Annotated in this window: 18 protein-coding genes; 9 read left to right on the forward strand and 9 right to left on the reverse strand. The window is 67.8% G+C overall.

Annotated elements, in window-relative coordinates; all coding sequences use genetic code 11:
• Window positions 1-1284: a hypothetical protein gene (locus WMF33_RS18960; RefSeq protein WP_437338444.1), complete on the forward strand. Its 1284-nt coding sequence runs from the start codon at window positions 1-3 to the stop codon at window positions 1282-1284.
• Here WMF33_RS18960 and WMF33_RS18965 read toward each other — a convergent pair.
• From WMF33_RS18965 to WMF33_RS18985, 5 genes are all read right to left on the reverse strand, one after another.
• The gene (locus tag WMF33_RS18965; RefSeq protein ID WP_437338445.1) at window positions 1249-3051 is read right to left on the reverse strand and encodes a tyrosine-type recombinase/integrase; all 1803 of its coding nucleotides are present in this window, start codon (window positions 3049-3051) and stop codon (window positions 1249-1251) included. The genes WMF33_RS18960 and WMF33_RS18965 overlap by 36 nt on opposite strands.
• A 440-nt stretch (window positions 3052-3491) precedes the next feature.
• Window positions 3492-4019 (reverse strand): hypothetical protein, encoded by a 528-nt coding sequence (locus WMF33_RS18970; protein ID WP_437338446.1) that lies wholly within the window; start codon window positions 4017-4019, stop codon window positions 3492-3494.
• Window positions 4020-4397: 378 nt separating this feature from the next.
• On the reverse strand, window positions 4398-4940 hold the full coding sequence (locus tag WMF33_RS18975) for a single-stranded DNA-binding protein (RefSeq protein ID WP_437338447.1): 543 nt from the start codon (window positions 4938-4940) through the stop codon (window positions 4398-4400).
• Complete coding sequence (locus WMF33_RS18980; RefSeq protein WP_437338448.1) at window positions 4937-6199, reverse strand: PD-(D/E)XK nuclease family protein; 1263 nt, start codon at window positions 6197-6199, stop codon at window positions 4937-4939. Before WMF33_RS18980 ends, WMF33_RS18975 begins: the two co-directional genes overlap by 4 nt.
• Window positions 6196-7002, reverse strand: coding sequence for an ERF family protein (locus WMF33_RS18985; RefSeq protein ID WP_437338449.1), 807 nt, complete (start codon window positions 7000-7002; stop codon window positions 6196-6198). Before WMF33_RS18985 ends, WMF33_RS18980 begins: the two co-directional genes overlap by 4 nt.
• Window positions 7003-7418: 416 nt before the next feature.
• Between WMF33_RS18985 and WMF33_RS18990 the strand changes: the two genes are divergently transcribed.
• The gene (locus WMF33_RS18990; RefSeq protein ID WP_437338450.1) at window positions 7419-9359 is read left to right on the forward strand and encodes a DEAD/DEAH box helicase; all 1941 of its coding nucleotides are present in this window, start codon (window positions 7419-7421) and stop codon (window positions 9357-9359) included.
• Window positions 9360-9364: 5 nt separating this feature from the next.
• Here the strand turns inward: WMF33_RS18990 and WMF33_RS18995 are convergent, their stop codons facing one another.
• On the reverse strand, window positions 9365-9562 hold the full coding sequence (locus WMF33_RS18995; protein WP_437338451.1) for a hypothetical protein: 198 nt from the start codon (window positions 9560-9562) through the stop codon (window positions 9365-9367).
• A gap of 136 nt (window positions 9563-9698) precedes the next feature.
• On the opposite strand from WMF33_RS18995, the gene WMF33_RS19000 reads away from it, so the two are divergent.
• Together WMF33_RS19000 and WMF33_RS19005 are read left to right on the forward strand one after the other, a co-directional pair.
• A complete protein-coding gene (locus tag WMF33_RS19000; protein ID WP_437338452.1) occupies window positions 9699-10082 on the forward strand; it encodes a hypothetical protein in 384 nt (127 codons plus the stop codon).
• Window positions 10083-10321: 239 nt separating this feature from the next.
• A complete protein-coding gene (locus WMF33_RS19005; protein WP_437338453.1) occupies window positions 10322-13339 on the forward strand; it encodes a hypothetical protein in 3018 nt (1005 codons plus the stop codon).
• Here WMF33_RS19005 and WMF33_RS19010 read toward each other — a convergent pair.
• Window positions 13302-14618 (reverse strand): IS4 family transposase, encoded by a 1317-nt coding sequence (locus WMF33_RS19010; protein ID WP_437332111.1) that lies wholly within the window; start codon window positions 14616-14618, stop codon window positions 13302-13304. The genes WMF33_RS19005 and WMF33_RS19010 overlap by 38 nt on opposite strands.
• A gap of 391 nt (window positions 14619-15009) precedes the next feature.
• Window positions 15010-16221, reverse strand: coding sequence for an IS701 family transposase (locus WMF33_RS19015; protein ID WP_437332797.1), 1212 nt, complete (start codon window positions 16219-16221; stop codon window positions 15010-15012).
• Between the two features lie 587 nt (window positions 16222-16808).
• Here WMF33_RS19015 and WMF33_RS19020 point away from each other — a divergent pair.
• Window positions 16809-18257, forward strand: coding sequence for a pentapeptide repeat-containing protein (locus tag WMF33_RS19020; RefSeq protein ID WP_437338454.1), 1449 nt, complete (start codon window positions 16809-16811; stop codon window positions 18255-18257).
• A gap of 24 nt (window positions 18258-18281) precedes the next feature.
• On the opposite strand, the gene WMF33_RS19025 is transcribed toward WMF33_RS19020, so the two are convergent.
• The gene (locus WMF33_RS19025; protein WP_437338455.1) at window positions 18282-19073 is read right to left on the reverse strand and encodes an IS630 family transposase; all 792 of its coding nucleotides are present in this window, start codon (window positions 19071-19073) and stop codon (window positions 18282-18284) included.
• Between the two features lie 625 nt (window positions 19074-19698).
• On the opposite strand from WMF33_RS19025, the gene WMF33_RS19030 reads away from it, so the two are divergent.
• The 4 genes from WMF33_RS19030 (at window position 19699) to WMF33_RS19045 (ending at window position 24004) form a co-directional block, all read left to right on the forward strand.
• A complete protein-coding gene (locus WMF33_RS19030; protein WP_437338456.1) occupies window positions 19699-20841 on the forward strand; it encodes a pentapeptide repeat-containing protein in 1143 nt (380 codons plus the stop codon).
• Window positions 20769-21176: a toll/interleukin-1 receptor domain-containing protein gene (locus tag WMF33_RS19035; protein ID WP_437339493.1), complete on the forward strand. Its 408-nt coding sequence runs from the start codon at window positions 20769-20771 to the stop codon at window positions 21174-21176. The genes WMF33_RS19030 and WMF33_RS19035 overlap by 73 nt, the downstream gene beginning before the upstream one ends.
• 188 nt (window positions 21177-21364) lie before the next feature.
• The gene (locus tag WMF33_RS19040; RefSeq protein WP_437338457.1) at window positions 21365-22579 is read left to right on the forward strand and encodes a toll/interleukin-1 receptor domain-containing protein; all 1215 of its coding nucleotides are present in this window, start codon (window positions 21365-21367) and stop codon (window positions 22577-22579) included.
• 408 nt (window positions 22580-22987) lie between these two features.
• On the forward strand, window positions 22988-24004 hold the full coding sequence (locus tag WMF33_RS19045; RefSeq protein ID WP_437338458.1) for a DUF2934 domain-containing protein: 1017 nt from the start codon (window positions 22988-22990) through the stop codon (window positions 24002-24004).
• Window positions 24005-24156: the final 152 nt, after the last annotated feature.

Genomic DNA, 24156 nt, shown 5'->3' on the forward strand with positions numbered 1-24156 from the left:
ATGGTAGACCAGGATCTGCCCAGCACGCCGCCCGCGCCCGCCGCGCCCCTCAGCGCCAGCCCGGTGCCCAGCCTGGAGGGAATCTTCCCTCGGCCCCATCCGTCGAGCGAGACGCTCTTCTGGCTGGGCGCTGCGGCCATGGTGCTCGGACCTCTCTCCGGCGTGCCTGCGATCCTGCTTGGGCGGCTCGTGCTCCGCGAGATCTCTCGATCGGAGGGCCGGTACACCGGTGAGGCCAGAGGCAGGCTCGGCGTCGGTCTCGGGTGGGCCGGGACGCAGGTCTACACGCTGTTGTTGCTCTATGTGCTCGGCTCGATCTGCGAGCCCGTGGCGCTCGTTGTGCTCGGGGCAGGCGTCATCGCCAGCCTGGCGATCGCGATCGGCGCCAGCGCCACGGGGGCTCCGCAGCCCTTTGGGACTGCTGCACGGGTGTCGCGCCGGGCGCCGTGGGTGACCTACCCGGCTGTAGCCGGCCTGCTCGGCGTGGGCCTCGCGGGCTTCGTCACGAAGCATAGCGCCGACGAGCGCGCCCGTGTGGCGGCGCTCGCCGCCTGTGAGGAGGCGCGCCGCAGCGCGAACGAGGCGCTGGACGCGTCGAGCTTCGACCGAGCCCGGTCGCATCTCCAGGAGGCACGGCGCACCTGTGTCGAGGGGGCGGCGCTGCAGGACGTCGCGCGCGCGGAGGCGGACGTCGACACGAAGGAGCGCGAGACCGTCCAGCGGCGGGCCGAGGAGGAAGCCGCCCGCAGAGAGCGGGAGCGCGCCGAGCAGGAGCGGGAGCGGGCGGAGAGGGAGCAGAGAGCCGTCGCGCGGTTCAAGGACGTCGCCCCGGCGATCGCGCGTCACCTGCAGGTCGCCTCCGCCAGGGCAACGCAGCGGCGGTGGGAAGACGCCGAGATCGCGTTGAGCCAAGCGGAGCTCGCGCTGGACGAGCTCCGGGGAACCGACGTGTGGCAGTCGGAGCGCTGCGCTGCGCTCGTCGCGCAGGTCGCGCGACTGCGGCCGGATGTCGACGCGCGGGTGGAGCAGATCCGGCAACGACGGGAAGAAGAGGAACGGCGGCGACGGGAGCTCAGAGAGGCTGCGGAGGAGAAGCAGCGGCAGATGAGAGAGGCTGCCGAGGAGAGACTGCAGCAGATGAGGGAGGCTGCCGAGGAGAGGCGACAGGCGAGCCTCCGGGTGCAATGCTGCGATGGCACGCTCTCGCCGAGCTGCCTGTGCGCCCGCTCGTCTTACCGTGGCTGCTGCTCACGTCACGGCGGCGTCTGCGGGTGTGAGGAGTAAGGGAGGTGCCAGGGGCACAGCGGTGGCGACGTGACCGGGTTGGTCGTCGCGACGGCTCGGTTTCGGACCGAAGACCTTTTCGCCGCACCTTCTCCCACGAGGACGTCGCGAAGCATGATCCAGAAGATCGAGAGCCACGCCGACCCGGAGATCCCGGGGAGCGGGGCGCTCGCCGCGTTCCTGCTGGCGCCCTGCGTCGAGATGGTCGACGACCTCGGGAGATCCCGCCGGAAAGCCCCCGCCAGGAAGCCGGAAGCCGTCTCGGCGCCCCCGTTCGGGGCGGGCGACACGCCGTGAACCCGTCCCGGTGAGCTGGCTCGTCCACCCGGGAGATGGGTGGCACCCGTCTCCCGGTGGACGTGCCTCCAGCGAAAGATGGGTGGCACCCATCTCCCGGTGGACGTGCCTCCAAGACTTCCCTGGTGCCGCGGAGCGATCGGCATGAAGGTCAATGATTTCAATCGTTTCGGGTCGATGCTCGACTGCGCTGGCTTCCGGTATGGCCCAACGCGGGCCCAACCGGCCGCTTTCGGGCGCTTCAAGGTCCGCCTCGAGGGGCCCGGCAACGTCGCGCGCGGCCGGCGCCTGGCTGGGCAGCGCAGAGGCAGCTTCGTTCGCCGCTCGTGCTTCCGGTGCTGCGCCCACGGGGCCGCCTGCCCCTACCGAGCCTTCGTCGCCTCTCAATTCCGGGATCGCCTCATCCAAGGGGGCAAAGTCGCCCAAGCCGAGCTCCGCGACCTTGCGAGCGGCGCGCTTGTAGTGGTGGATCTGGCCGCTCGACCTATGCCCGGTTCGGTCGGAGATCCACGTCTCCGTGCGGCCGTTCGCGAGCTTGATCGTGATGAAGGTGGCACGCGTATCGTGCAGGCGGATGTTCAGCCTTGAATCCGTGGTCTCGAACAGCTCAGGCCGAGTAATTCCCGCGCGTCGAAGGTGGTCTCTGAAGCGCGCCGCTCCGTTCTGCCCCGGCAAAGAGTTGCTGCCCCACTTTCCTACGAAGACGCGTACCTTGTCAGGGCAGACCTCGCGCCACTTCCGGAGCGCGCGCACGACGTCTGGTGAGAGCGCCCAAGCCCGGGGATCGTCGGTCTTGTTCTCGTCGAGAACCACTGCGCCGCGCTCGAGATCTACGTCCGACCATTCCAGCTGTCCGGCCTCTTCGGCTCGCATTCCCTCGCGGATGAGGAAGCCGTAATAGATCCGGAAGCATAACGGGACCGACGTACTCTCCATGAGGAGCTGATCCTCGTCAGGGTACAAGTATCCTTTTGCTTTGTCGGCGTCTGCCTTAGGGGCCCAGCCGCGTGGCAAGGGGTTACTGCCAATGACGCGCGCCGGGTATGCTGCCAGCGCCAGGATGCGGTGAATGAAACCTGCAATATTTCGACGCGATCCAGTCCCCAGATGCCTTGGCAGCAGGGACATCGCACGGTCCGCATGGTCGAGCGTGAGGCGCGCGAGAGGAACAGGGCCGAGTACGTCGAGCAGATATTTTAGCTTTCCTCGATAAAGATCCGGGCGACGAATCGCCTTCACATGATCCGGATACTGCTCGGCCAGCTTTCCCGAAACAACCCGCTCGGCGAATTCGGCGAAGGTGGTTTCCCCGGAGGCGCGGGCGCGCGCTTCGCCCCTGCACAGGTGGTCGATCGCGAGCCGGACGTCACGGAGCGCGGTTCCCTCGCGCGCGGCAGCCTGCTCCAGCAGCGGCAGGCCGAGCACGATCTGACCGGCGGCGAGCAGTCGCCCTGCCAGCTCGGACAGCACCTCTAGCCGCGCGTGTGCTTCTTGCTCCGTGCGGCACGTCGGAAGGTTGAACGTGCGGCGACCGGCCTCGCCGAGGCTGAGGCGTGCGGTCCACGTCTTCCCGCGCAGCCGGACGGAGCCGGAGCCGTTGGCTCGCTTCTCTCCTGCGGACCTGCCGGCGCTACGGACGGTCGGCTTCGGGCGCGCCATCGTGCTGACCGAGGCCGGCGGGCTCGCGTCGGGCGCAGCTACATCCGCCGCCGGCGAGGAGAGCCCGCCGGAGCGGCTCGCGCGCGTACGTCGGTCGGTCGACGTGGATGCGGGAAGGGACGATGAAGGGAGGGCAGGGGAGCGCTTGGCACGCGCCCGCCGCTGGGGTACGTCGGTCATGGATCGGTCTCCGTTCGCGCGGGGGTCGATCAAGGGCCCGTCCGGCGTTGGTAGCGTCGAGCGGGCCCGCTCTACTTCGGCGGCAGCCTACCACGGCCAGCGCCGGTGGGAGGAGCGCTCGCTCGGTCCACGCGTGCGCGCGGGACAGATTCGAGGCCGGCAGCGGCCAGTACAGCGGCAACCCGCGCGCGCTCATCCGCGTCTGCGTCGCGGCGCGACGCTGGCTCGCTGGCCAGCGCTCGCAGGTACGCAACGAACGCCTCGCGCTGGACCAGGCGCAGCTTGCCGAGCTTCGTGACCGGCAGGGGGAAGCCCGGCGCGCGGATGGTGTCGAGAAAGACGCGCGCCGGGATGCCGGTGACCGCCTCGACGTTCTTCTGCGAGAGCATCTCCGGAGGCGGCGCTGTGATTGTGAGCCCGTCCAGCGGGATCGCGAGCGTCGCCGTTGCTGTCGTAGTCGCGGACTGGTCGAGCCCCCTGGGGCTGAACGATCCACCGGCGGGCGCCTCCGGCCACTTCCTCTCGACCGCTCGCGTGATGTTGTCTGCCTGACGAAGAGCAAGGGGCGCCGATACACGGGCGAGATCCGCTCGTGCCATGCCATACCTCCATCGATGTTGGGTTTGCGAGCAACCGTGACCGACGCCGCCGGAAGGGGCCCGAAAAGGTATCTCGGAGACAAAGGTATCTCTGCACGAGATACCTTTGTACGCTCGTGAGGCAAACCGATGTCGTGTCGCGGGGTTAGGTGTTCTCGGAGGCGCTGCAGAAGGGCTGAAAACGCGGGGAGCGAAGGGGGCGATTTTGTATCTCTGAGCGCCCCCTCGGCGCCGCCCGCGGCAGCGACGCCGAGGGCGGCGCCGCGGTTGGCGCGGCGCGTGCTAGGCGTCCTCCGCACGCCCGCGCCGAGCCGCACCACGAGCAGCAGGATCTCGTCGTGGTGCGTCCGCGGCGCCCGGGGAAGACGCGTGGCCACCTCAGTAGGGGAGGTCATCAACCGGCCGCCCCACGGAGCGCTCTCGGCGGTCGTCGCCCCTCCCTCGGCCGCGGTCGCGGTCGTCCCGTCGACGGTCGACGTCCCGCTCGCGGCGGTCCTCGTGGCCGTCGCGCCCCCTGGCCTTGCCGCTGCCATCGCGATCGTCACGCGGGCGCCTATCAGCCCCCTCATCGTCGCGCCGCTCGACGCGGGACCCGCCGCACAGCTTGAGCTCGTCGGCGTGGATCTCGGTCTTGTACCGCTGGACGCCGTCCTTGTCCTCGTAGCTGGACGTGCGGAGCTTCCCCTCGACGAGCACCTTGGAGCCCTTGAGAAGGTATCTTTCAAGCGCCTCCGCGCGCTTTCCCCAGACCACGATGCTGTGCCATTCCGTGCGCTCCTTGCGCTCGCCGTCCTTGTCGGCCCACGATTCCGTAGTCGCCATCCGAAAATTCAGCACGGCCTGTCCACCCTGGGTAAAGCGAAGCTCCGAGTGCTCTCCCAGGTTGCCCAGCAGGAACACCTTGTTCATCCCGTCGCTCATGTAGTGCTCTCCTTCTTCCACTCGTAATGTTTGAACTCGGTGACCTTCAGCGCTCCCGCTCTTCGGAGCGCATCGCGCGCCTGCTGCTCTAGGTCCTTGGCGCCCTGGACCTTCGCCGCGCGCAGCGCCTTCCCGAGCGCGTCGAAGCTCGTCTTGCTGGTCGTCTTGACCGCCGCGTGGACGACCTCGGGCGGAAGCACGCCGCGCAGCACCTCGAACGCGCCCTGCACGTCGAGTCGCGGCGTCTCGCGTTTCTGCGGGCGACCCTTGTAGACCTTGCCCGAGCCCGGATCTCGCACCCCGTCGTGCTCGTCCGCGAAGGTTTTCGCGGCCCTGTGCCGCTCCCCGATCCACGACTGCAGGAGCGGCGCAGCGACAAGGATCGCGAACGCCTGCTCCTCAGTCTTCACGGGCCCGACCAGGGGCAGGCGCCGGCGTGCCTCGAGCGGCACCTGCGCCTCGAGGAGCAGTGCCCGCGTGGCCGGGCAGACGGAGCGCGCCGGGCAGTAGAGGTCGTCGCAGTGGAGCCCCGGGCGCGGCCGTGCCTTCGGGAGGCCTGCGATCATGCGGCGCAGCTCCTCGACGAAGACCGCGACGTCGAAGGCGTCGAGCTTGCGCTCCGACCAGCGGACGCCTTCGGGGGTCACCCAGGCGATCGCCACGATGACCCGCTGCGCGCCCGTGATGCGCGCAACGCACGCCGCGCCGTGCGTGAGCTGGTCGACGTGGTCGTCGACTTCGTGAGGGCCCCGGCCCGTCTTGTAGTCGACGACGACCGGTTGCTCCAGGGCGTCGACCTGGAGGTCCACGGTCCCTGGTACCTCGTCCGGCGTGGCGTCCGCGTAGTCGCGGTGAGCGGCACCGACGAGGGGCCGGGCCGTGCCGGTTGCCACATCGAGCGCGAGGGCGCGCTCGCGCTTCGCCGGCGCGCCGCTGTGCGGCCAGGCTCCCCACCACACACGCCATGCTGCGGCGAGTTCGCCCAGCGCGGCCCGCTCGGCCGGCGCGAGGCCGGCGCCGGCCTGCTCCTCCGCTTCGCCGCAGACGAGCTGGCGGAAACGCGCCTCGACGGCTGCCTCGTCGAGGTCGTCATCGCCCGCAGCCGCCGCGCTCTCCTGCTCCGCCAGGGCGTGCAGCGCCGTGCCGAGGTCGGCCGCGGGGCTAGACTCGCCTTCGGGCAGGTCTACATCGGGGCGCGCCCACCAGGAGCAGCGCCGCGCGAGCGCGATCCGGCTGGCCGTGATGCGGTGCCGCCTCACGCCGCTGCCTTCCGTTGAAGAGCATCCCAGGCCGGGCGGATGATCGCGAGGGTCTGCTCGATCCAGGGCCGTGGCATGTCGCTGGCCCGGATGTCCGCGCCAACACGGCCGAATTCGGAGGTATCTCTTGCCTCGTAGGCGCGCAGCACGAAGCGGAGCGACCTGCGGCTGTCCTCGGGGAGCTGCGCTGCGGCGATCTGACGTTCGAGCTCGGCCCCGCGGGCGCCACCCCGAATCGCCTCGAGAACGTCGTTGTACGGGTCGTCGCTCTCGAGCTGCTCCTGTGCCCGTGAGGGCTCGCGTGAGTCGGAGCGCTTCGCATCGCCATCGTCGCCGTCCGAGGTACGCCCGGGATCGTGGTCGCGATCGTCGCGGCGATCCATGGCGGCGAGCTCGTCATCGCGAGGCAGGCCGAGCAGATCGCGGATCGCGTACGAGTACGCGGTCGTCAGCGCGCCGCCGCCTGCCTTGTCGAGCGGCCTCCCCTTGGCTTCCACGATCGGCCACTCGCGCACCCACGACCTCGATTCGCCGCTCTCGTGGCAGACCACGTACGTGCACCGGTAGATCGGCACCTGCCTCCCATCGGTACCCGCTGTTGCGTCCAGGGTCGCTGCCGTTTGGGAGAAGACCAGGCCCGCACGGTTCAAGACCAGTCGCCCCTCGTCGATGATGGTCTCTGCTCTCGTGTAGTCGTACTTGTGATGGTCGTTGGTCCCATCCTTGGGTAGGGCGCGCACGTCACGTCGTGCCGACACCAGCGCGGCGGCGAGCTTCGGCGGCCAAGCCTCGTTGGATTCCATTCGTCCTCCTCCTTTCTCGGGGCGCAGAGCCGCGCGCCCTCACGAGCTTGGTGCGGTTTAGTTCTTTGCGCAGGGTCGGTCAATCGATCGACCGTGACGGCCCGGTCACGTAGGAACTTCATTGACCGAGGATTACGAGCGCAAAGAGAAAGACACCGGCCATTCTACGGGCCCTCTTCTCGTGCTCTCGTCGTGCGCGCCAGTTTTCGAAAGTTGTGCGCCTGGACGCTGAACGTTATCAACTTCCCGACGAACAGCCGCTCTCGGCCCGCGGCATGAGCGCCGGCGCGACGTCCACCGGCGCCGCCGCGAGGGTTCCATCGAGCTGTCGATGAACTTCTTCGCCGCCATCAGGGCGGCTCAGGAGACGCGATGAAACGACAAGAGCTCCGCGCACAGCGGCGCCACAACGGCCAGTGCGCCGACTGCGGCGCGCGCTGGAAGGCGACTTATCGCTGCCCGCCTTGCGAACAGAAGAAGGAGCACGCTCGCGCTCGGTACCGAGCCAAACGAGGGATCCCGGAGTCATCGAACGAGCCGCTCACGTTCGACGACTTCGAGCGTGTCGAGCGGGCGCGGGGGCGGCTGTGATCACGCTGCGGCCCTACCAGACGAAGGCGATCGACGATGTCTTCGAGCGCTGGCTACGCGCTGTACTGCGCGTGCTGCTCGTGCTTCCGACCGGCGGGGGAAAGACCCTCGTCTCGGCCGCGTTGATCCTGCGCCTGTTGAAGATGGGGCGGCGGGTAATCTTCTTCGCCCACCGTCGCGAGCTCATCAAGCAGACGTTCGCGAAGCTCGTGCGCCTTGGGATCCCGCCCGAGCTCGTCGGCATCGTGATGGCGGGCGTCGAGGGGCGCTGCGTCGACAGCATCGCGCCGAGGCCGGAGGCGCTCTCCGACGACGAGCTGTGGCGTCTGTGGGCGCGGCGGCGCCCGCAGGCGCCTGTCAAGGTCGCCTCGATCGACACCTTCCGGAACCACGCGCGCCCCGAGGCCGAGGTGATCATCGTGGACGAGGCCCACCGCGCGCTCGCGAAGAGCTACGTCGACGTGCAGCGGGCCTACCCAGCGGCCTGGCATCTCGGACTGACGGCGACGCCGTTTCGCGCCGACGGAAAGGGGCTCGGGGACGCCTACGATGACCTCATCGTTGCTGCGACGTTCACCGAGCTCGTCGAGCAGGGCTTCCTTGTGGCCCCTTCGTGCTGGGGCTCGAAGCTCAAGGCGAACCTGAAGGGCGTGAAGCGCACGAGGGGCGACTACAACGCCGACGAGCTCGCGCGCGCCGTCAACAGGTCCGAGCTGATCGGAGACATCGTGGACCACTACGTGCGCCGGGGGAACGATGCGCCGGCGTTCTGCTTCGCGGTCAACGTGGAGCACTCCAGCACGCTCGCCGCGCGGTTCATCGAGGCCGGCATCGCCGCGCGGCACGTTGACGGCAACACGGAGACCAGCGAGCGCGACGACGCAACCGCGGCGCTCCGGGACGGTCGGGTCCGAGTCCTCTGCAACTGCAACGTGTTCACCGAGGGCACGGACGTGCCCCAGGTCAAGACGATCATCCTTGCGCGCCCGACGCTCTCGGAAGGGCTCTACCTCCAGCAGGCCGGACGCGGCGCGCGCCCTCACCCCGGCTCGCCGCCATTCGTGCTGCTCGATCACGCGGGCTGCGTGACGGAGTTCGGGGCACCCCAAGAGCCGCGCGAGTACACGCTCGAGGGCCGCAAGAAGCGCGACAAGACCACCGTCTCGCTACCGCCGCGGAAGGAATGCCCGACGTGCTACGCGCTCGTGCCGAGCGCGCATCGCACGTGCCCCGGTTGCGGATACGCATGGCCTGCTGCCGAGCTGGGCAAGGAGACGCCCAAGGAGAAGGACGGCGAGCTCGAGCTGCTCGTCGCCGGCGGCGCGGTGAACGGGCGTGCGCTGGCAGAGCTCACGCACGCGGAGATCAAGCGCCAGAAGGAGTGGAGCGCTTTGGTGGAGATGTGGCGCGCCGAGAACAGGGAGCGTGACGCCAGCGGCGCGCCGCTGCGTGAGCACGGCTGGATCCTCGACCAACGGCGGAGGACGACCGGTCTCGACCGCGCTCCGAAAGGCTCGAAGATTCCGAAGCTCACGCCCGAGGAGAGGGCACGTAGTCAAGAGCGCCGTCGGGCGAGGCGGCGCGAAGAGAATGCCGTAAGGCGAGCAGAGCGCGAGACGGCGAGGACGACGCACGCGGCGCACGAGGAGTCCTGCGTGCCCGAGGTAACTACTGTCCCGCCGCGGCCGCTGGCGGCGAGCCATCCAGCGAGCTTCAGGCTGCCGCCACGCCCAGCGCAGGGGCCTCTGGAGACCTGGGAGCTGTGACCGGCCTAGAGTTTATCGCTGCCGGTGTGGTCTTCGAGCGCAACGGCGACGGCCTTCATGTAAAGGGGCCAGCCGGTCGAGCCGACCTCCTCGAACAGCTCCGCTTCGAGGTCGCGACGCGCACCGAGCTGGTCCAGGGAGATCGGATCCGATGGGGCCGGAAGCCCCACTGCTGCGACGTGTGCGGCGATCAGATAGGGCATGATCTCAAGGAGCGCTGCGTGCTTTGTGGCATGACGAGCCCGATGACGGGGAAACGCCTTTGCCGCTTCACATTCGGCGGCATGTGCGATCTCTGCGCGCTCGCGCGGCAGAAGGTGTTGCGGGCCGGGAGGGGAGATGATCCCTGAGGGCGTCTTCCAGCGCGCCCTGGAGATCACGCTCAACGCCCCCGAGCGCCTGACGCGCGTGCGCCGGATGAACTCGGGCACCGCGGTCATCGATGGGCCGCGTGGTCGCCGGGTCATGCGCGGCGCGGCCGCTGGGACGGGCGATCTCGCGGGCTACGTCGCCCCGGATGGTCTGCATCTGGAGGTCGAGGCCAAGGCGGCACGCGGGCGCCCTTCCGCGGCGCAGAAGCGGCGCGCGGCGGCGCTCGCTCGGGCCGGCGCGGTCTACGTGCTCGTCCACGGACCGGAGCGCGAGGACGATCTGGAGGTCGCCGTCGAGCGCGCTGTGGAGCTGGTCGACGCAGCGATCGCGGCGCGAAGGCAGCGACCATGAACCGGATGGCCATCGCCTGCCCGCTGTGCGGACTGGCGCTGGCAGAACTCGATCCGCCCGCGGGGCCGGCGCGCTGCGCCGAGATCGTCACGTGGAGCCCCGCCGGCGAGATGGGTGCTCGTTGGCTCCGGTGCGGCACCGCCGTGGCCCCCTGGGCACGATGCGGGCTCCGTAGGCGCTTGAGCGATGGGGCCTGCTCAACAGGCCTGGAGCTCTCCGCGCCGGCTCAGGGGGTTTGAGTGCCCCTCGTCGCGGTTGCGCCCACGCGGCACGCGTACGGCGTCGAGTGCGACGCCGACGACTGGCGCGCGCCTCGGGGAAGCGCCGCCAACTGCCGCGAGCACCGCAACGGAAGCGTCGGCATCGAGGCGGCCTACAGCGTCATGGACCTCGGTAACGCGCTCGTGGAGACGTACAAGACCGACGCGCATCTCGTCCCCTACGTGCTCCGCGACGAGCACGGCGCACCGCTCGTCAGGCAGCCCCGGGTGAACAAGGCCGGCTTGGACTTCGTTCGCCGGCTTGGCTTCACGCTAGCGCTCGAGGCGCTCCTCGCCGACGTGGACAACCCGGCACACTGCGAGTGGACGCCGGAGCTCCTCGCGCTCGCCGCGGAGCAGGACGCACGGCTCGAAACCGCGGGGGTCTACTACACGGCGCACGGCCGCCGGATCGTCCAGCCGCTGGCGCGCCCCGTGCCGCTCGACCAAGCCGAGGGCGTCCTCGCCGCGTGGCTCGGGCAGCTCGAACGCCTTGGGCTTCATCCCGACCCGGCCTGCCGCGACTGGACACGGCACTTTCGCTTGCCGCACGTGCGGCGCGGGAAACGAGATTACCGCTCGCCGATCGTGCACCTGGAGCGCATGCGCCCGCTTGCGCCCCCCGCGCCGGACTGGACCCGAGCCCGGGGCCGTCGGCGGAGCACCGGTGCCCTCGGCCAGTCCGGCGACGTCGACGGCTCGCCGCTCGCACGCGCCTTCGAGGCGACGGGGTGGCTTGGGCCATCTCTGGGCGCCGGCAAGCGCGCCGTGCTCTGCCCCTGGCGCGCGGAGCACACCGTCGGGCGGGACTTCGATTCCAGCACCGTGCTCTTCGGACCAGGCCCGGGCCGGACGCTCGGATGGTGGCATTGCTCGCACGGGCATTGCGCAGGGCGCACGCAGGCCGACGTGCTGCGCGCTTTGCCTCCCGCTGCGCGGGCGCTCCTGCGAGCGAGCTCGTCGCCGGTCGGACTGCGGCGCGATGTCGTCCCGGCCGACGAGGCACGCCGGCGGCTCGAGGGTGCCTTCCGGAGGGCGCCGGACGGGCTCTCGGTCGTCGTGGCCGGCTGCGGCACCGGCAAGACCGAGGCGGCGATCGTCGTCGCCTGCGAGCGCGCCAGAAAGGCCTACGCGTCCCAGGCTGCGCAGGGCAAGCGCGCCCCGGCGCACAGCAAGACGGCCATCTCCGTCCCGACGCAGCGGCTCGCCATCGAGATCGCGGGCCGGCTTCAGGCGCGAGGCGTCGCGGTCCGGCGCCTCTTCGGCCCGCTCTCCGTCCGGCGTGAGGACGGCAGCCCGGAGTGCCGCTTCCACGACCAGGGCGTTGCGCTCGCCCGCGGTGGTCAGTCGATCCCCTGGGAGCTCTGCGAGGGACGGGGGCGTGAGCCCTGCGAGTTCGCCTCGGCGTGCCGTGCCCGCGGCGGCGTCGAGGGACCGGACGATGCCCGGGTGATCGTCGGTCCCCATGCGTTGCTCGGGCATCTCTCGGCGGCCGCCGGGGCGACCGGCGAGCTCGTCATCGACGAACCACCCGCGGTGCTCGTCCATGAGGTCCTGACGATCGAGGAGCTCTCCGCGGCCGAGCGCGGGCTCGGCGCCTTCGAGGCGCGCTACGCGGCGGCGATGCGCGTCTCGCTACGCGCCGTAGCTGCGTGGATCGACGCGGGCCCCCTGGACGAGCCCGCACCGCTCGCGCGCGCTGTCGAGCGCGTCGACCAGGACCTGTTGACCGACGCCTACGAGGCGATCGGAGCGACGGACGCGGTGGAAGCGGCGCGCGCGGCGTTCGAGGAGGGTCACCGGGGCACCGCTCCGCCTGTGCGACAGGCGCATGTCTTCGCCGCCCGGAGGAGCCTGGCACTCGCCCAGCAGATCGGGGCGGCGTCGCGCGTGCTGCGTCTGGTCTGGCTCGGCCTGACGTCCGAACCGCAGCAGGTGATCGCGCGGCTGGAGCAGCGTCGCGATCGTCGCGTGCTCGTCCTGACCCTGCCCGACGTCCAGTTCCTCGAGGCGCTCCGCCGGCACGGCGCCGTCGTGATCGCGGACGCGAACGCTCGGCTGCACCTCCCGATCTACGAGCGCGTTGTCGGGTACCGGCCGCCAGTCACCGAAGCGCATGCACAGGATGGTGCGTCCGTCCGGCGCGAGATGCTGCGCACGCGCGCCACCCGGAACGCCTGGGCTCCTCGTGGTCGGATCGAGGGTGGGGCAAGCCTGGTGCGAGCTGTCCGCGCCATCGTTCGCTGGGCGCTGCGGGACGAGTCCACCCGCCGCGTCGCGATCGTGACCATGCGGCTCGCGGAGCTCGTCCTGCAGGCCGCTCTCGGGCAAGACGTGTCGCAGCAGTGGCTTGAGGCTGGGCAGAGCCGCCCCGAGCTCGATGCACTTCGCGATGCACTCGGGGCGGAGCTGGCCCGGTTGCCGGAGTCGCCCGACCTCGGGCACTACGGCGCGATCAAGGGGCTCGATCACTGGCGCGACCACGACGCGCTCGTGACGCTCGGGGATCCGTGGCCGCAGCTCACGGATGCCCGGTGGGAGGCCGAGTTCCTGGGGCTGCCGGACTGGGACGCTCGGTACGAGGCGCTCTGTGCGGCGGAGCTGGAGCAGGCGCACGGTCGGCTCCGGACGGTCCACCGGACGCGCCCGGCGCGGGCGCTCCACGTGGGGTCGGTGGTCCCGGGCGGCTGGCAGGACTTCGACGTGGTCAAGGACGCCGGAGGCCGGCCGACGAACGAGCGCGGCGCGCAGGTCGAAGAGTTACAGCACCTGGTCCAGGAGGCCGGCGGCCGGAACGTCGCCGCCAAGGCGCTAGGCATCGGGCGGACCACCCTGACCGACTACCTGACGGGGAAGCGCGGCGCCCCGGCCGCGCTCGTGGCCGAGCTCCGGAAGCTCGTCGCTGCCCGGGGGGCCTGCCGGCCTAGCACCAATGCCGGTCAGTTAAGCTCCATCCCCTTCAGATCGGCCGCTTCCGCGGGTAGTTGCTCATCTTGACCTTCACCGCGCGAGGGTACGTTCGTTCAGCGCGGCGTGGGGGTAGGATGAAGCGCTTCAGATCCCGGCGGAGGTTGTGCAGATGACCGGGGATGGCTCCGGGACGGGAGTCGCTCGACCAGAGCCACTCATCACGGATGAGACGTAGCGCCATGATGAAGCTGATGCGCGTCGGAGGGACGCGCGCCTCGGCAGCCACGCGCTCCATCTCCAGCCTGACGAGATTGTAGGCCAACAGCAGGCCCCAAATCTCCTGACGCACCATCATCGGCGTCTTGCTGCGGATGCTCTCACGTCGATCGAGCATTTCCGTCTTCAGCTCGTCGTAGGCGAGTTCCAGCTCCCAGCGCTCGTGGTAGAGCGCCGCCAGTTCCTTCGCCGCGTAGGCCACTGGATCGAGCAACGAGGTCAGCAGCGTCTTGGGCTCATGTCCGGGTCGCCGATAGCGGACGGCGCGCACGTGCCATGTGTTTGGCAGAGATGGGTCCTTGCGGCGGGCCTCGGAGCTGACGGCCATCTCTACCAGCGCATCGTCAGGGCCGTACTGCTTGATCACGCGCCACTTGGTGGTGGAGCGGGCGCGGGTCATCCAATGTCGTTCGCTGCCCGATCTCGTCAGCCCGATGAGAAAGGAGGCACCGAAAAATCCGCGATCCACGATCGTCAGCGAGCGATCGTGGATGTGGTCAACCAAAGGCCGTGCGTACTTCAGTTCATGAGTTGCGTAAGGACCAAAGTTGGCAGCTGCCAGCTCGTGAGAGCTCAGCACCATCAGACACACCAAGCGCACCTGCGGGTAGCCGCTGTCACCGCGTGAGCTCGAAGCGCCGCCAAACTCGGCACGGTTGTCCGGCGTGTCGGCCACGCGCAGCGTCGTGCCATCGATGCCGTATACGGCCAGGCCGCGGTAGCGATTCGCGTCGGCACTCTGGGTCGACCAGGCCAGGGCACTGCGCTCGAACAGCCACTGCATCGGCTCGTCGCCCAGCCGAGCGCGCGCCTGGGGAATGGCGCTGCGGGCGATCGCCCCGTTCGCACCGGGCAGAGCAAGATCCAGCTTGGTGACGACCTCCTCGATCGGCCGATCGCGCATCAGCGCCATGCCCAGCACAAGCCAGATGACCTGCTCGGCAGGCAGGCGTCGACGCCGCAGCGTAGCAGTACCGGTCGCGGCGAGCGCCTGCTCGATCCACTCGGCCGGCAAGTGCTTGCAGATGTTGTTGACGTCAGCCGGGCCGACGTAGTCGGCGGCAGCGAGCAGCGCATCGCGGAAAGCCATACTTAGCTTATTCCGGTGAGCGCACCGCTTTTGCCGCTGCGCCTCTCGCCCGCCCAAGAAGCTCGTCAAGTGCGCGAGATAGCGTCGACCTCGATCGGCTCCTGCTGGCGGTCGGCCGCGGTGCCATGAACACGCTCGTGTCCCCGGATGGGGGTGACGGGAAGCCGCACCGCTCGTCGCGGGCCCACAGCACCCGCAACCTTATGAATTTATGCGGTTTTCCCCTAACTGACCGGCATTGGGCCTAGCACCACTGTGTCACAGCCGGAGGGACTGGAGCCTGGGGACCTCGGCGTGTCGACGGTGGCAGCTGGGGCACCGGGGCAGCCAGCGGGTCAGCACGCGGGCGATGGCGAGACGACAGGTGGCGAAGGAGTCGCTAAAATGACGCTCAGGCCGCGAGCGGGAACGGCTCGGGGAAACGCGTCCGTTCGGCCGAGGGGGGAAAATGCCGCGCGCGTTCGGCGACAACGAACGCGTAGCAGCTGAGGGCGACGGTCACATGGTGGTGCCAGCCGGGAAAGCGCCGGCCTTCGAAGTGATCCAGGCCGAGCTCGCCCTTCAACTCCTCGTAGACCTTCTCGGTACGGTAGCGCTCCTTGTAGATGCGCACGATCTCCTTCCGGGACATACGGGCCGGCAGCGTCGTGAGGGCGAACTTCGTCGGCTGACGCTCGCCGTCGAGCCACTCGATCAGGAGCCAGACCGGCTCGTGGTGCGCGATCGGAATGCCATCCCGGTTCGCAACGCGCACGCGCCGCAGCGCGAAGCGCGACGACAACGTGCGCCCGGTCCCTTCGCGCCAGGCAATCCGCCGAAAGGCGCGGCGGCCGAGGCGTCGCCCCAGTTCGCCCACACTCACCGGGGTGCACCGCTCGGGGTCGCTTCCGCTGAGCAACAGGACTTTGGTAGGGGCTTCGATCCCGACGGCGTAGTCGAGCCCCAGCAGGCGCACGGTCTCCCGGAAGTCATGGGCGTTGCCGTAGAAGGGATCGGCGAGCACGATGTCGCCGGGTATCCCCTCGCGCACGGCGCGCTCGATCATGCCGAGCGCCAAGTCGATCCTGCTCTTGTACTGCACGGAGGCAGGAATGCGGGCTTCGCGCCGTCGCGCCGGATCGTCGGCCCAGCTCCGAGGCAGGTACAGCTCGAAGTCGATGGGCACGTGGTGGTAGCGCGTCGCCACGCTGAGGCTGATGCCGATCTGGCAGTTGGTGATCTTGCCGGCGGAGCCGGTGTACTGCCGTTGAACCCCCACCGAGTGCTCGCCCTTCTTCAAGAAGCCGGTATCGTCGATGATCCACGCCGAGATCGGAGCGTGCTCGGCCATCGCCGCGATGGCGTAGCGGGCCGCGTACCGGCGCACGGCGTGGTCGTCCCAGTGCGCGTTCGAGATGAAATGCTGCAGGCTCTGGTGCGCCGCCTGCACGCGCGCCGGGTCGGGGCAGGCTCGCGCAGCGAGCGGCTCGATGCTCTTGCGTTCCGCCTCGCCGAGCAGCCCCATCGCATAGATCGCGAACGACTCGCGCCGCAGCGGATGGGCAAGGATGTCCCCGATGCCCGAGAAGTAGGCGTCCAGCCGCTGCTGGGCAGCGGCGTCCATCGTGTACTCCACGGCACAGCAGGCTGCGTCGCGCCCACGGCGCGGCAAGCTCCGGTCCGCAGAAAGGCTCCAGCCTTCCGGGAGATTCCTGGGGTAGCATCGGCTCATCCCGCCCGGTCGCGACACAGTGGTGCTAGGGTGGTCGGAAAACCTCCTGGATCATAGATCCTGATCCAGGAGGTTTTCCGACCACTTACGCAACTAGGCTGCACGGATGCAGCGTCCTTGGATCGGTTCGGCTCCAGGGGGTTTTCCGACCACCTGCGGGCAGCAAGCTGTCCGATCGGACATTTCGGTGCCCGGTCCCGGGCTGTTCGGCTCCAGGGGGTTTTGCGACCACCCGGCCTGGTGAGGGCGCATCCCGGCTTTCGGCCGGGAACACGATGCCCCCGTCTTGGTCCGCGGGGGCGCCGTCCTGGGCCTGGTGAGGGTGCCGACGGCCCCGGGAGGTCATCCGGGACGATATCGGTCTCTTAGGGGCTGCTAAGCGCCGTCGCCGCAGATGCTGGAACCCAGACGTCCCCGATTGAGCTGGGGGCATCCCTCGGTGCTCGGGCGGTCTCCCGCCTGCCCGGCGGGAGACCGCCATGGGCAAGGCTCAGCGGCCCCACGCGACGTCGCTTGCTGTGGTGGACAGGAGGCCGGGCGTGCGGCGATCCTGGCAGCCGATGGGAAAACGGCGCAGCGAAGCCAAAGGTAAGAGGGTGAAGAGCGCGCAGGAACTGCTCACCCGCTACGCGGCGGGTGAAAGAGACTTCAGCAAAGCACACCTCACCGGCGCGGACCTCCGCGGCGCGGACCTCACCGGTGCGGGCCTCCCCGACGCGAAGCTCTCCGGCGCAAACCTCTGCGAGGCGAAGCTCCGCGACGCGATCCTCTACGAGGCAACCCTTTGCGAGGCGAAGCTCTCCGGCGCGATCCTCTACGGCGCAGATCTGACCAATGCAGATCTCTCCAGCGCGGATCTCTCCGGCGCGAGCCTTGTCAACGCGAACCTCTCCAAGGCGGACCTCACCAGCGCGGTCCTCTCCGAGGCGCAGGTCATCGGCGCGGACCTCCGCGGCGCGGACCTCACCGGCGCGAACCTCCGCGACGCGGACCTCAGCAACACGAAGCTCATTGAGGCGAACCTCACCAACGCGGACCTCACCGGCGCGAACCTTTTCAATGCAGACATACTCGGCGTGAACCTCACTAGCGCGGACCTCACCGGCGCGAACCTCTTAAGCGCAAACCTATCCGGCGCGGACCTCACCAGCGCGGACCTCACCAGCGCGGACCTCTTCAACACGGACCTCACCGGCGCGAACCTCGGCACGGCGAAATTCGGCAACGTGAACCTATGGGATACGCGGCTACTGGACGTAGATCTCACCTCTCTATCCGCGGCCGACCCACCGGTTCGTCATGAAGGTCCGAGCCATGTCGATCACAAAAGCATTCTCCGCTCTGTCCGTATACCGAACATCAAAGACTTCCTAACCCGCACCGGCATGCCAGAAATATTTGTCGAGTACATGGTCGATTGCGCGATTTCCCTCAAGACGGACATATGCAAGATGCTACAATCTACCTTCATCAGCTATGGTGCTCCAGACGAGCCCTTTGCGCGCAAGCTCTACGAAGCCCTGCACCGCAATGGGGTCACGACGTTCTTCTTCCCCGAGCACGCGGAGCCCGGGGAAAAGCTCCACCGCATGATGCGGAAGGGCGTGAACGAGCACGACCGCGTGATCCTCATCTGTTCGCGGCACTCGCTCGACCGCAAGGGCGTGCTGAACGAGCTCGAGGAGATCCTCACCCGCGAGGCGCGGGATGGCGGTGCCTCGTACCTCATCCCGATCCGGCTGGACGACTACGTGTTCACCGGCTGGAAGCCGAAGAGCGCGGATGTGGCGCAGGCCGTGCGCGATCGAGTCGTGGCCGACTTCGAGGGGGCCGAGACGGACGATGGGAAGTTCAAGGCCGGCTTGCAGAAGCTCATCCGGGCGCTCAGGAAGAAGACGGTCGAGGCTGGGCACGTCGGGAAGGGTTAGCTAGTGGACTGTCCTATAAATTTTTCAACATAGTCGCGGAGCATATCGAGCCGCCCATCGGCGCAGCTTCGGCCGCGTCCACGACCAGGTAATCGGATGTGCGAAGCGTTCATTGTACTCCCGCCAGCTCGCATCGAGGTGCTCGATGAGCTGCTGGCGGCTCTTCCACGCGCCGCGCTTGAGGTAGCGCTCGGTGAACCCCCGTAGCAACAGCTCCGCTTGATTGAGCCATGAGGCGTGCGGCGGCGTGACGAGCGTACGCACGCGCGGGGCGTGGAGGCGCAGCCATGCCCGTGTCTCACACGCGATGTGCGACGATCCGCCGTCCCAGATCAGGTGCACGCGCCGTGCGTGCCGATGCTCGTGAAGTACTTCGGGTAGGACGGCGCGAAGATGCTCGCCGTCGTTCTTCTCGAGGCACCAGCCCTGCATCTTGCCCGTGTGAACGACGAGCACGACCATGAAGTTCACCGTTCCGTGCCGGATGTACTCGAACTCACGGCGCTCAATTTCGCCTGTACGCATGGGCAAGGTCGGACATCGGCGCTCAAGCACCTGGATGTTCGGCTTCTCGTCGAGGCAGAGCACGACCTCATGCTTTTTGGCGAGATCCGCGGCGTTCTCGTAGCACCAGAGGATCTGGGCGGTGCGCTTGATGAACGCGGCGTCGAGGTTCGGCGTCTTCCAGTACCGCGACCGGTGAGGCTGAAGGTCGGCTTCGCGCAGGATCAACGCGACGGTCGAGTGCGAGATCTTCGGCACGATGCCGCGCTCCGCTGCGACCTGAGCGAGGGTGCGGGTCGACCAGTGAGTCATGTGCAGGCCGAGCCCCGCAGGATCACAGCAGGCAAGCTTCTCAATGCCAACGCGCTGCAGGGGGACGAAACGTCCGCGGCCGGCCCTCCCGGGGAGCGTCGTGGACGACGTGCACCCCCGACGCCTCGTACCGCCGACAGAGGTGCCAGATCGTGGTTCGCTCCACCTCGAGACGGTCTGCCAGATCCTGCACGACCGTCGCTGGGTCCGCCATGGCCAGTAGTATTCGGGCTCGCCGAGCCACCCGCTGCTCGGTACGCCCATCACGGACGAGCTGCTCAAGGTAGACGGCATCGTCCGGGGACAGATCGATCGCGCGGGGCGGGCGCCTTCGCATCCGCGAGGTCTAGCAGACCCGCCGGGACTATGTTGAAAGACTTATAGAACGCTCCACTAGTGGCGTCAGGGCGACCCGGCGGCCGAACCCGTCCTACGCCCGGAGCGGCAGGGGCGATCTCCGGGGACCCGGTGCTCGGCTCCGAGCAGGATCCAAAGCTCAGCCGCGCTCGCCGATACCGCGGGGCTCGGGTCGCCACGAACACGCTCAGCGGCCCGGCTCGACGTTCATAGACACGGGGCTCGTCATGAGGGATCCTAGTGAGCCGTGGGAACGAGCCGGGACGGCATGGGTGATCGGGTGACGAGCGGCCAGGAACTACTCGCGCGCTACACGGCGGGGGAACGGGCTTTCCCCGACGCGGACCTCTCCGGCGCGAAGCTCTCCGGCGCGGACCTCGCGGACGCAAACCTCTCCGGCGCGGACCTGGCGGACGCAAACCTCTCCGGCGCGGATCTTTCCCGCGCTGACCTTTCCCGCGCGGACCTCTCCGACGCAAACCTCTCCGGCACGGACCTCTCGGACGCAAACCTCTCCGGTGCGGATCTTCCCCGCGCCGATCTCTCCGGCGCAGACCTCTCGGACGCAAACCTCTCCGGTGCGGACCTCTCCGGCGCGAAGCTCTCCAAAGCGAGCCTCTACCGCGCAAACCTCTCCGGTGCGGACCTCTCCGAAGCGAACCTCTCGGGCGCGAATCTGTCGGGCGCGAATCTCGATAGGACGAACCTGTTTGGCGCGAACCTGTCTGCTGCGAACCTCTTGAAGGCGGACCTCTTGGAGGCGGACCTCTTTGGGGCGAACCTTTCGAGCGCTACTGTTTCCCAGGCGAATCTCGCGGGCGCGAGTCTCGCAGATACGGACATCTCGGGCGCGAAACTCTACAACGCAGACCTCTTCGGCGCGGACCTCTCCGGCGCAAAGCTCTCCGGCGCGGACCTCTCCCATGCGACGTTGTCCGGCGCAGATCTGTCCGGCGCAGATCTGTCCGGCGCAGACCTGTCCGGCGCGGACCTCACCCGCGCCAGGCTCGATCGGGCGAGATTCGATCGGGCGAGGTTCGGCAACGTGCAATTACTTGGCACCATGCTCCTGGATGTTGACCTCAGCCCTCTATGCGCTGCCGACCCATCAGTTCGCCACTTAGGCCCGAGTTATGTAGATTATAAATTCATTCTACGATCCATCCGTACGCCGAACCTGAAGGATTTTCTGACGCGCACGGGCATGCTGGAAGTGTTTATTGAATACAATGTCGACAGTGCCCTCTCTCTCAGGACAGATGTTTTAAAATGCTACAATCCACGTTCGTTAGCTACGGTGCACCAGACGAGCCCTTTGCGCGCAAACTCTATGAGTCTCTGCACCGCAACGGGGTTACCACGTTCTTCTTCCCCGAGCATGCGGAGCCCGGGGAGAAGCTACACCGCATGATGCGGAAGGGCGTGAACGAGCACGATCGCGTGATCCTCATCTGCTCGCGGCACTCTCTCGACCGCAAGGGCGTGCTGAATGAGCTAGAGGAGATCCTCACCCGCGAGGCGCGGGACGGGGGCGCCTCGTACCTCATCCCGATCCGGCTCGACGACTACGTGTTCACCGGTTGGAAGCCGACGAACGCGGACGTCGCCCAGGCCGTGCGCGATCGCGTCGTGGCCGACTTCGAGGGAGCGAACGAGGACGACGCGAAGTTCCAAGCCGGGCTGCAGAAGCTCATCCGGGCGCTGAGAAAGAAGACGGTCGAGGCCGGGGACGTCGGGAAGGGGTAGCTGCGAAAGAGCGCGGCGGCTGAGGCAGTCCGGCGCCCAGAGCGGCAAGGGCCAGCTCGGGGAGCCCGGCGCTCGGCCCCGAGCAGGCGCGCCCGCCGATACGGCGGGGCTCTGGTCGCGATGAACATACCCGGCGACCGGCGCGACGCCATAGACACGGGGCTGGTCATGAGGGATCCTCGTGAGCGGTGGAAAAGAGCAGCGACGGCGAGGGTAAGCGCGTGGCGAACGTGCGGGAGCTGCTCACGCGCTACGCGGCGGGTGAAAGGGCGTTCTCAGGCGCACGTCTCTCCGGTGCGAATCTCCTCAACGCGAAGCTCTCCGGCGCGGACCTCACCAGGGCATTTCTCTATGCTGCCGATCTCTTCGGCGCGGACCTCACCGGCGCGAACCTCACCGGCGCGGGTTGCTTTAGCGCGGATTTCTCCAGCGCAAATCTCTCTTTTGCGATGCTCTGCGACGTGGACCTCGTCCGAACGGACCTCTCTAGCGCGAACCTCACCAGCGCGAACCTCACTGGCGCGAGGCTCGCCTTCTCGAGCCTCCTCCGCGCGAACCTCTCCGGCGCGAACCTCTCCGGCGCGAGCCTTTCCGGCGCGAATCTCACCGGCGCGGACCTCACCGACGCGAATCTCGCCGGCGCCGAGTTCACTGGCGCGAACCTCACCGGCGCCATCCTGGAAAGGGCAAAATTTGACGATGCGATCCTGTCTGAATCGCTGCTACTGAATATTAATTTGTCTGCTCTGTGCGCTGCCGATCCGCCTGTTCGACATGGTGGTCCGAGCTACGTCGACCACAAGACTCTTCTTCAGTCTGTTCGCGTGCCGAATCTTAAAGATTTTCTAACCCGCACGGGCGTGCCAAACGTCTTCGTTGAATACGACGTAGATTGTGCTCTTTCCCTCAAGACGGACACATTTCGGATGCTACAATCTACATATATCAGCTATGGTTCGCCGGACGAATCTTTTGCGCGCATGATCTATGAAGCCCTGCACAGCAACGGGGTTACGACATTCTTCTTCACCGAGCACGCGACCCCCGGGGAGAAGCTTCACCGCATGATGCGGAAGGGCGTGAACGAACACGACCGCGTGATCCTCATCTGCTCGAAACGCTCGCTCGACCGCAAGGGCGTGCTGAACGAGCTCGAGGAAATCCTCAACCGCGAGGCGCGGGACGGCGGCGCCTCGTACCTCATCCCGATCCGGCTCGACGACTACGTGTTCACCGGGTGGAAGCCGACGAACGCGGACGTCGCCCAGGCGGTGCGCGACCGCGTCGTGGCCGACTTCGAGGGAGCAACCGAGGACGACGCGAAGTTCCAGGCCGGCCTTCAGAGGCTCATCGGGGCGCTTAGGAAGAAGACCGTCGAGGCGGGGGACGCCGGGAAGGGATAGAGGAGTCAAGGCAACGCAGCGGCTGAGCCCGTCCTGCGCGCTGGAGTGGACGGGGCGATCGCCCACCGCTGGTGGTCGGTCCCGAGCAGGGTCTAAAGCTCAGGCGCGGGCGGCCCGGGACTGGCGGCGATGGGGTTCTCGCGGACTGGTCAGGTGACGAGCCGTGATCGCCGCGACAGGCATCGCTTACTTGCGGGGCCACGCACGTCGCGGGCTAGCAGCGTAGGGCACACCAGACGCACAGAGCTCGGCGGCTCCGCCAGCTCGGCCGGGGAAGCCGACGCCGCAGAGCTCGGCCGGGGGCGCTGCGCTCCGCGACCGCGGACGAGCGCGCTCTACGGCCTCGGCTGAGAGACCGCGCTTAGGTGCTCCGTAGCATCGACCGCTGATATGTGGTAGTCGTTGGAGATGACAAGCACACGTCTCACCGGCGGGATCGAGACGATCTTCCAGTGGAAACTTGGTGGGCCACCGACACGCCACCTCGGTTCGCCCAGTCCGCCAAGGCGCTGTCGATTCTGCGGGCGTACGGAACGCCAGACCAGCTTTGCCAAAGAAGCCCACGTTGTGCCGGAGTTCCTGGGCAATCGCGATCTCATTACCAGAGAGGAATGCGACGAATGCAACAAGGATGCCTGCGATGAGGAAGGCCACCTTGCCACGTTCCTTGCAGTCGATCGAGCGTTTGCGATGATTCGGTCGGCGCGGCGAAGAAACATCGACTTAGGTTGGGGCGAGGCACTACCGAAGAGTCTGGCGCGCCGACGGACACCGAACACATCGGCAGGACAGCTAACGATCAACATTGACACAGAAACAGTGAACGTAAGTCTTGCGAGGACAGGGCTTCATTTCGAAGCAAATCTACAGCCGTACAAGCCAGCGATGGTCGCACGCGCGCTCGCCCGCATCTTGGTTCGCGCCGTCCCAAGCGAGCACCTCAGTAAGCTGAAAAATTTGGTGGCTTTGCTTCGTGGACGTTGGGACAGGCCGTGCTTTATGCACGGTCCAGCCGACAACGACGATCAGCTCGTCTCGTTGGAGATAACGACGAATCGTCGCTCGCTCGGTCTCGAGCTTTATGTAGCTCATCTGCGAGTCGGTGCCAGCGAAACCTGCTTCGTGTTCCCCGTTGGCCGACCGAAAGTGGAACTCCACGTAGCCCCCGGTCGCTTTGTCGCCATCCAGTGTGATACGGACACTATTGATCACGCTGCGAGGTGCTCGTGGGACTTCGTTCCCGTTCGCTACATGCCGCCTACTGAAGACGACATTTCTCGCGCCGCGTACTTCCGTTGGTTGAACAACGGATGCCGCCAAGGTACTGCCCTAGAAGACTGGCTTTCTGCCGAACGCTCCATTATAGTTGAGAGGCTGCTGCTGGCCGATCCGAATTTGGAAGTCGTACTCGACAACTTTCGCTGACGCCCGCCGTGAGCGACCGTGAGGGCGGCTTCATGGACGCGCTCCGGGGGGCCGGTGATCCTGGCGTGCCGTGGAGGTGGGCGAGGCGTGACCCCGGCGCTACAGCCCCCGCGCTCCCGTCTGCCGCTGCGCCGGTGGCCGCTTCTTCGGCA

This window comes from Sorangium sp. So ce394 (genome assembly GCF_051474665.1).
Lineage (GTDB): Bacteria > Myxococcota_A > Polyangia > Polyangiales > Polyangiaceae > Sorangium > Sorangium cellulosum_D.

Excerpts from the sequence above, each read along its gene's own strand:
- WMF33_RS18970 (WP_437338446.1), bottom strand. The coding sequence starts at position 4,019 with ATGGCACGAGCGGATCTCGCCCGTGTATCGGCGCCCCTTGCTCTTCGT.
- WMF33_RS19015 (WP_437332797.1), bottom strand. The coding sequence starts at position 16,221 with ATGGACGCCGCTGCCCAGCAGCGGCTGGACGCCTACTTCTCGGGCATC.
- WMF33_RS19000 (WP_437338452.1), top strand. The coding sequence starts at position 9,699 with ATGATCCCTGAGGGCGTCTTCCAGCGCGCCCTGGAGATCACGCTCAAC.
- WMF33_RS19010 (WP_437332111.1), bottom strand. The coding sequence starts at position 14,618 with ATGGCTTTCCGCGATGCGCTGCTCGCTGCCGCCGACTACGTCGGCCCG.
- WMF33_RS18960 (WP_437338444.1), top strand. The coding sequence starts at position 1 with ATGGTAGACCAGGATCTGCCCAGCACGCCGCCCGCGCCCGCCGCGCCC.
- WMF33_RS19020 (WP_437338454.1), top strand. The coding sequence starts at position 16,809 with ATGGGCAAGGCTCAGCGGCCCCACGCGACGTCGCTTGCTGTGGTGGAC.
- WMF33_RS19030 (WP_437338456.1), top strand. The coding sequence starts at position 19,699 with ATGGGTGATCGGGTGACGAGCGGCCAGGAACTACTCGCGCGCTACACG.
- WMF33_RS18975 (WP_437338447.1), bottom strand. The coding sequence starts at position 4,940 with ATGAGCGACGGGATGAACAAGGTGTTCCTGCTGGGCAACCTGGGAGAG.
- WMF33_RS19045 (WP_437338458.1), top strand. The coding sequence starts at position 22,988 with ATGACAAGCACACGTCTCACCGGCGGGATCGAGACGATCTTCCAGTGG.
- WMF33_RS18995 (WP_437338451.1), bottom strand. The coding sequence starts at position 9,562 with ATGCCCTATCTGATCGCCGCACACGTCGCAGCAGTGGGGCTTCCGGCC.
- WMF33_RS18985 (WP_437338449.1), bottom strand. The coding sequence starts at position 7,002 with ATGGAATCCAACGAGGCTTGGCCGCCGAAGCTCGCCGCCGCGCTGGTG.
- WMF33_RS19025 (WP_437338455.1), bottom strand. The coding sequence starts at position 19,073 with ATGACTCACTGGTCGACCCGCACCCTCGCTCAGGTCGCAGCGGAGCGC.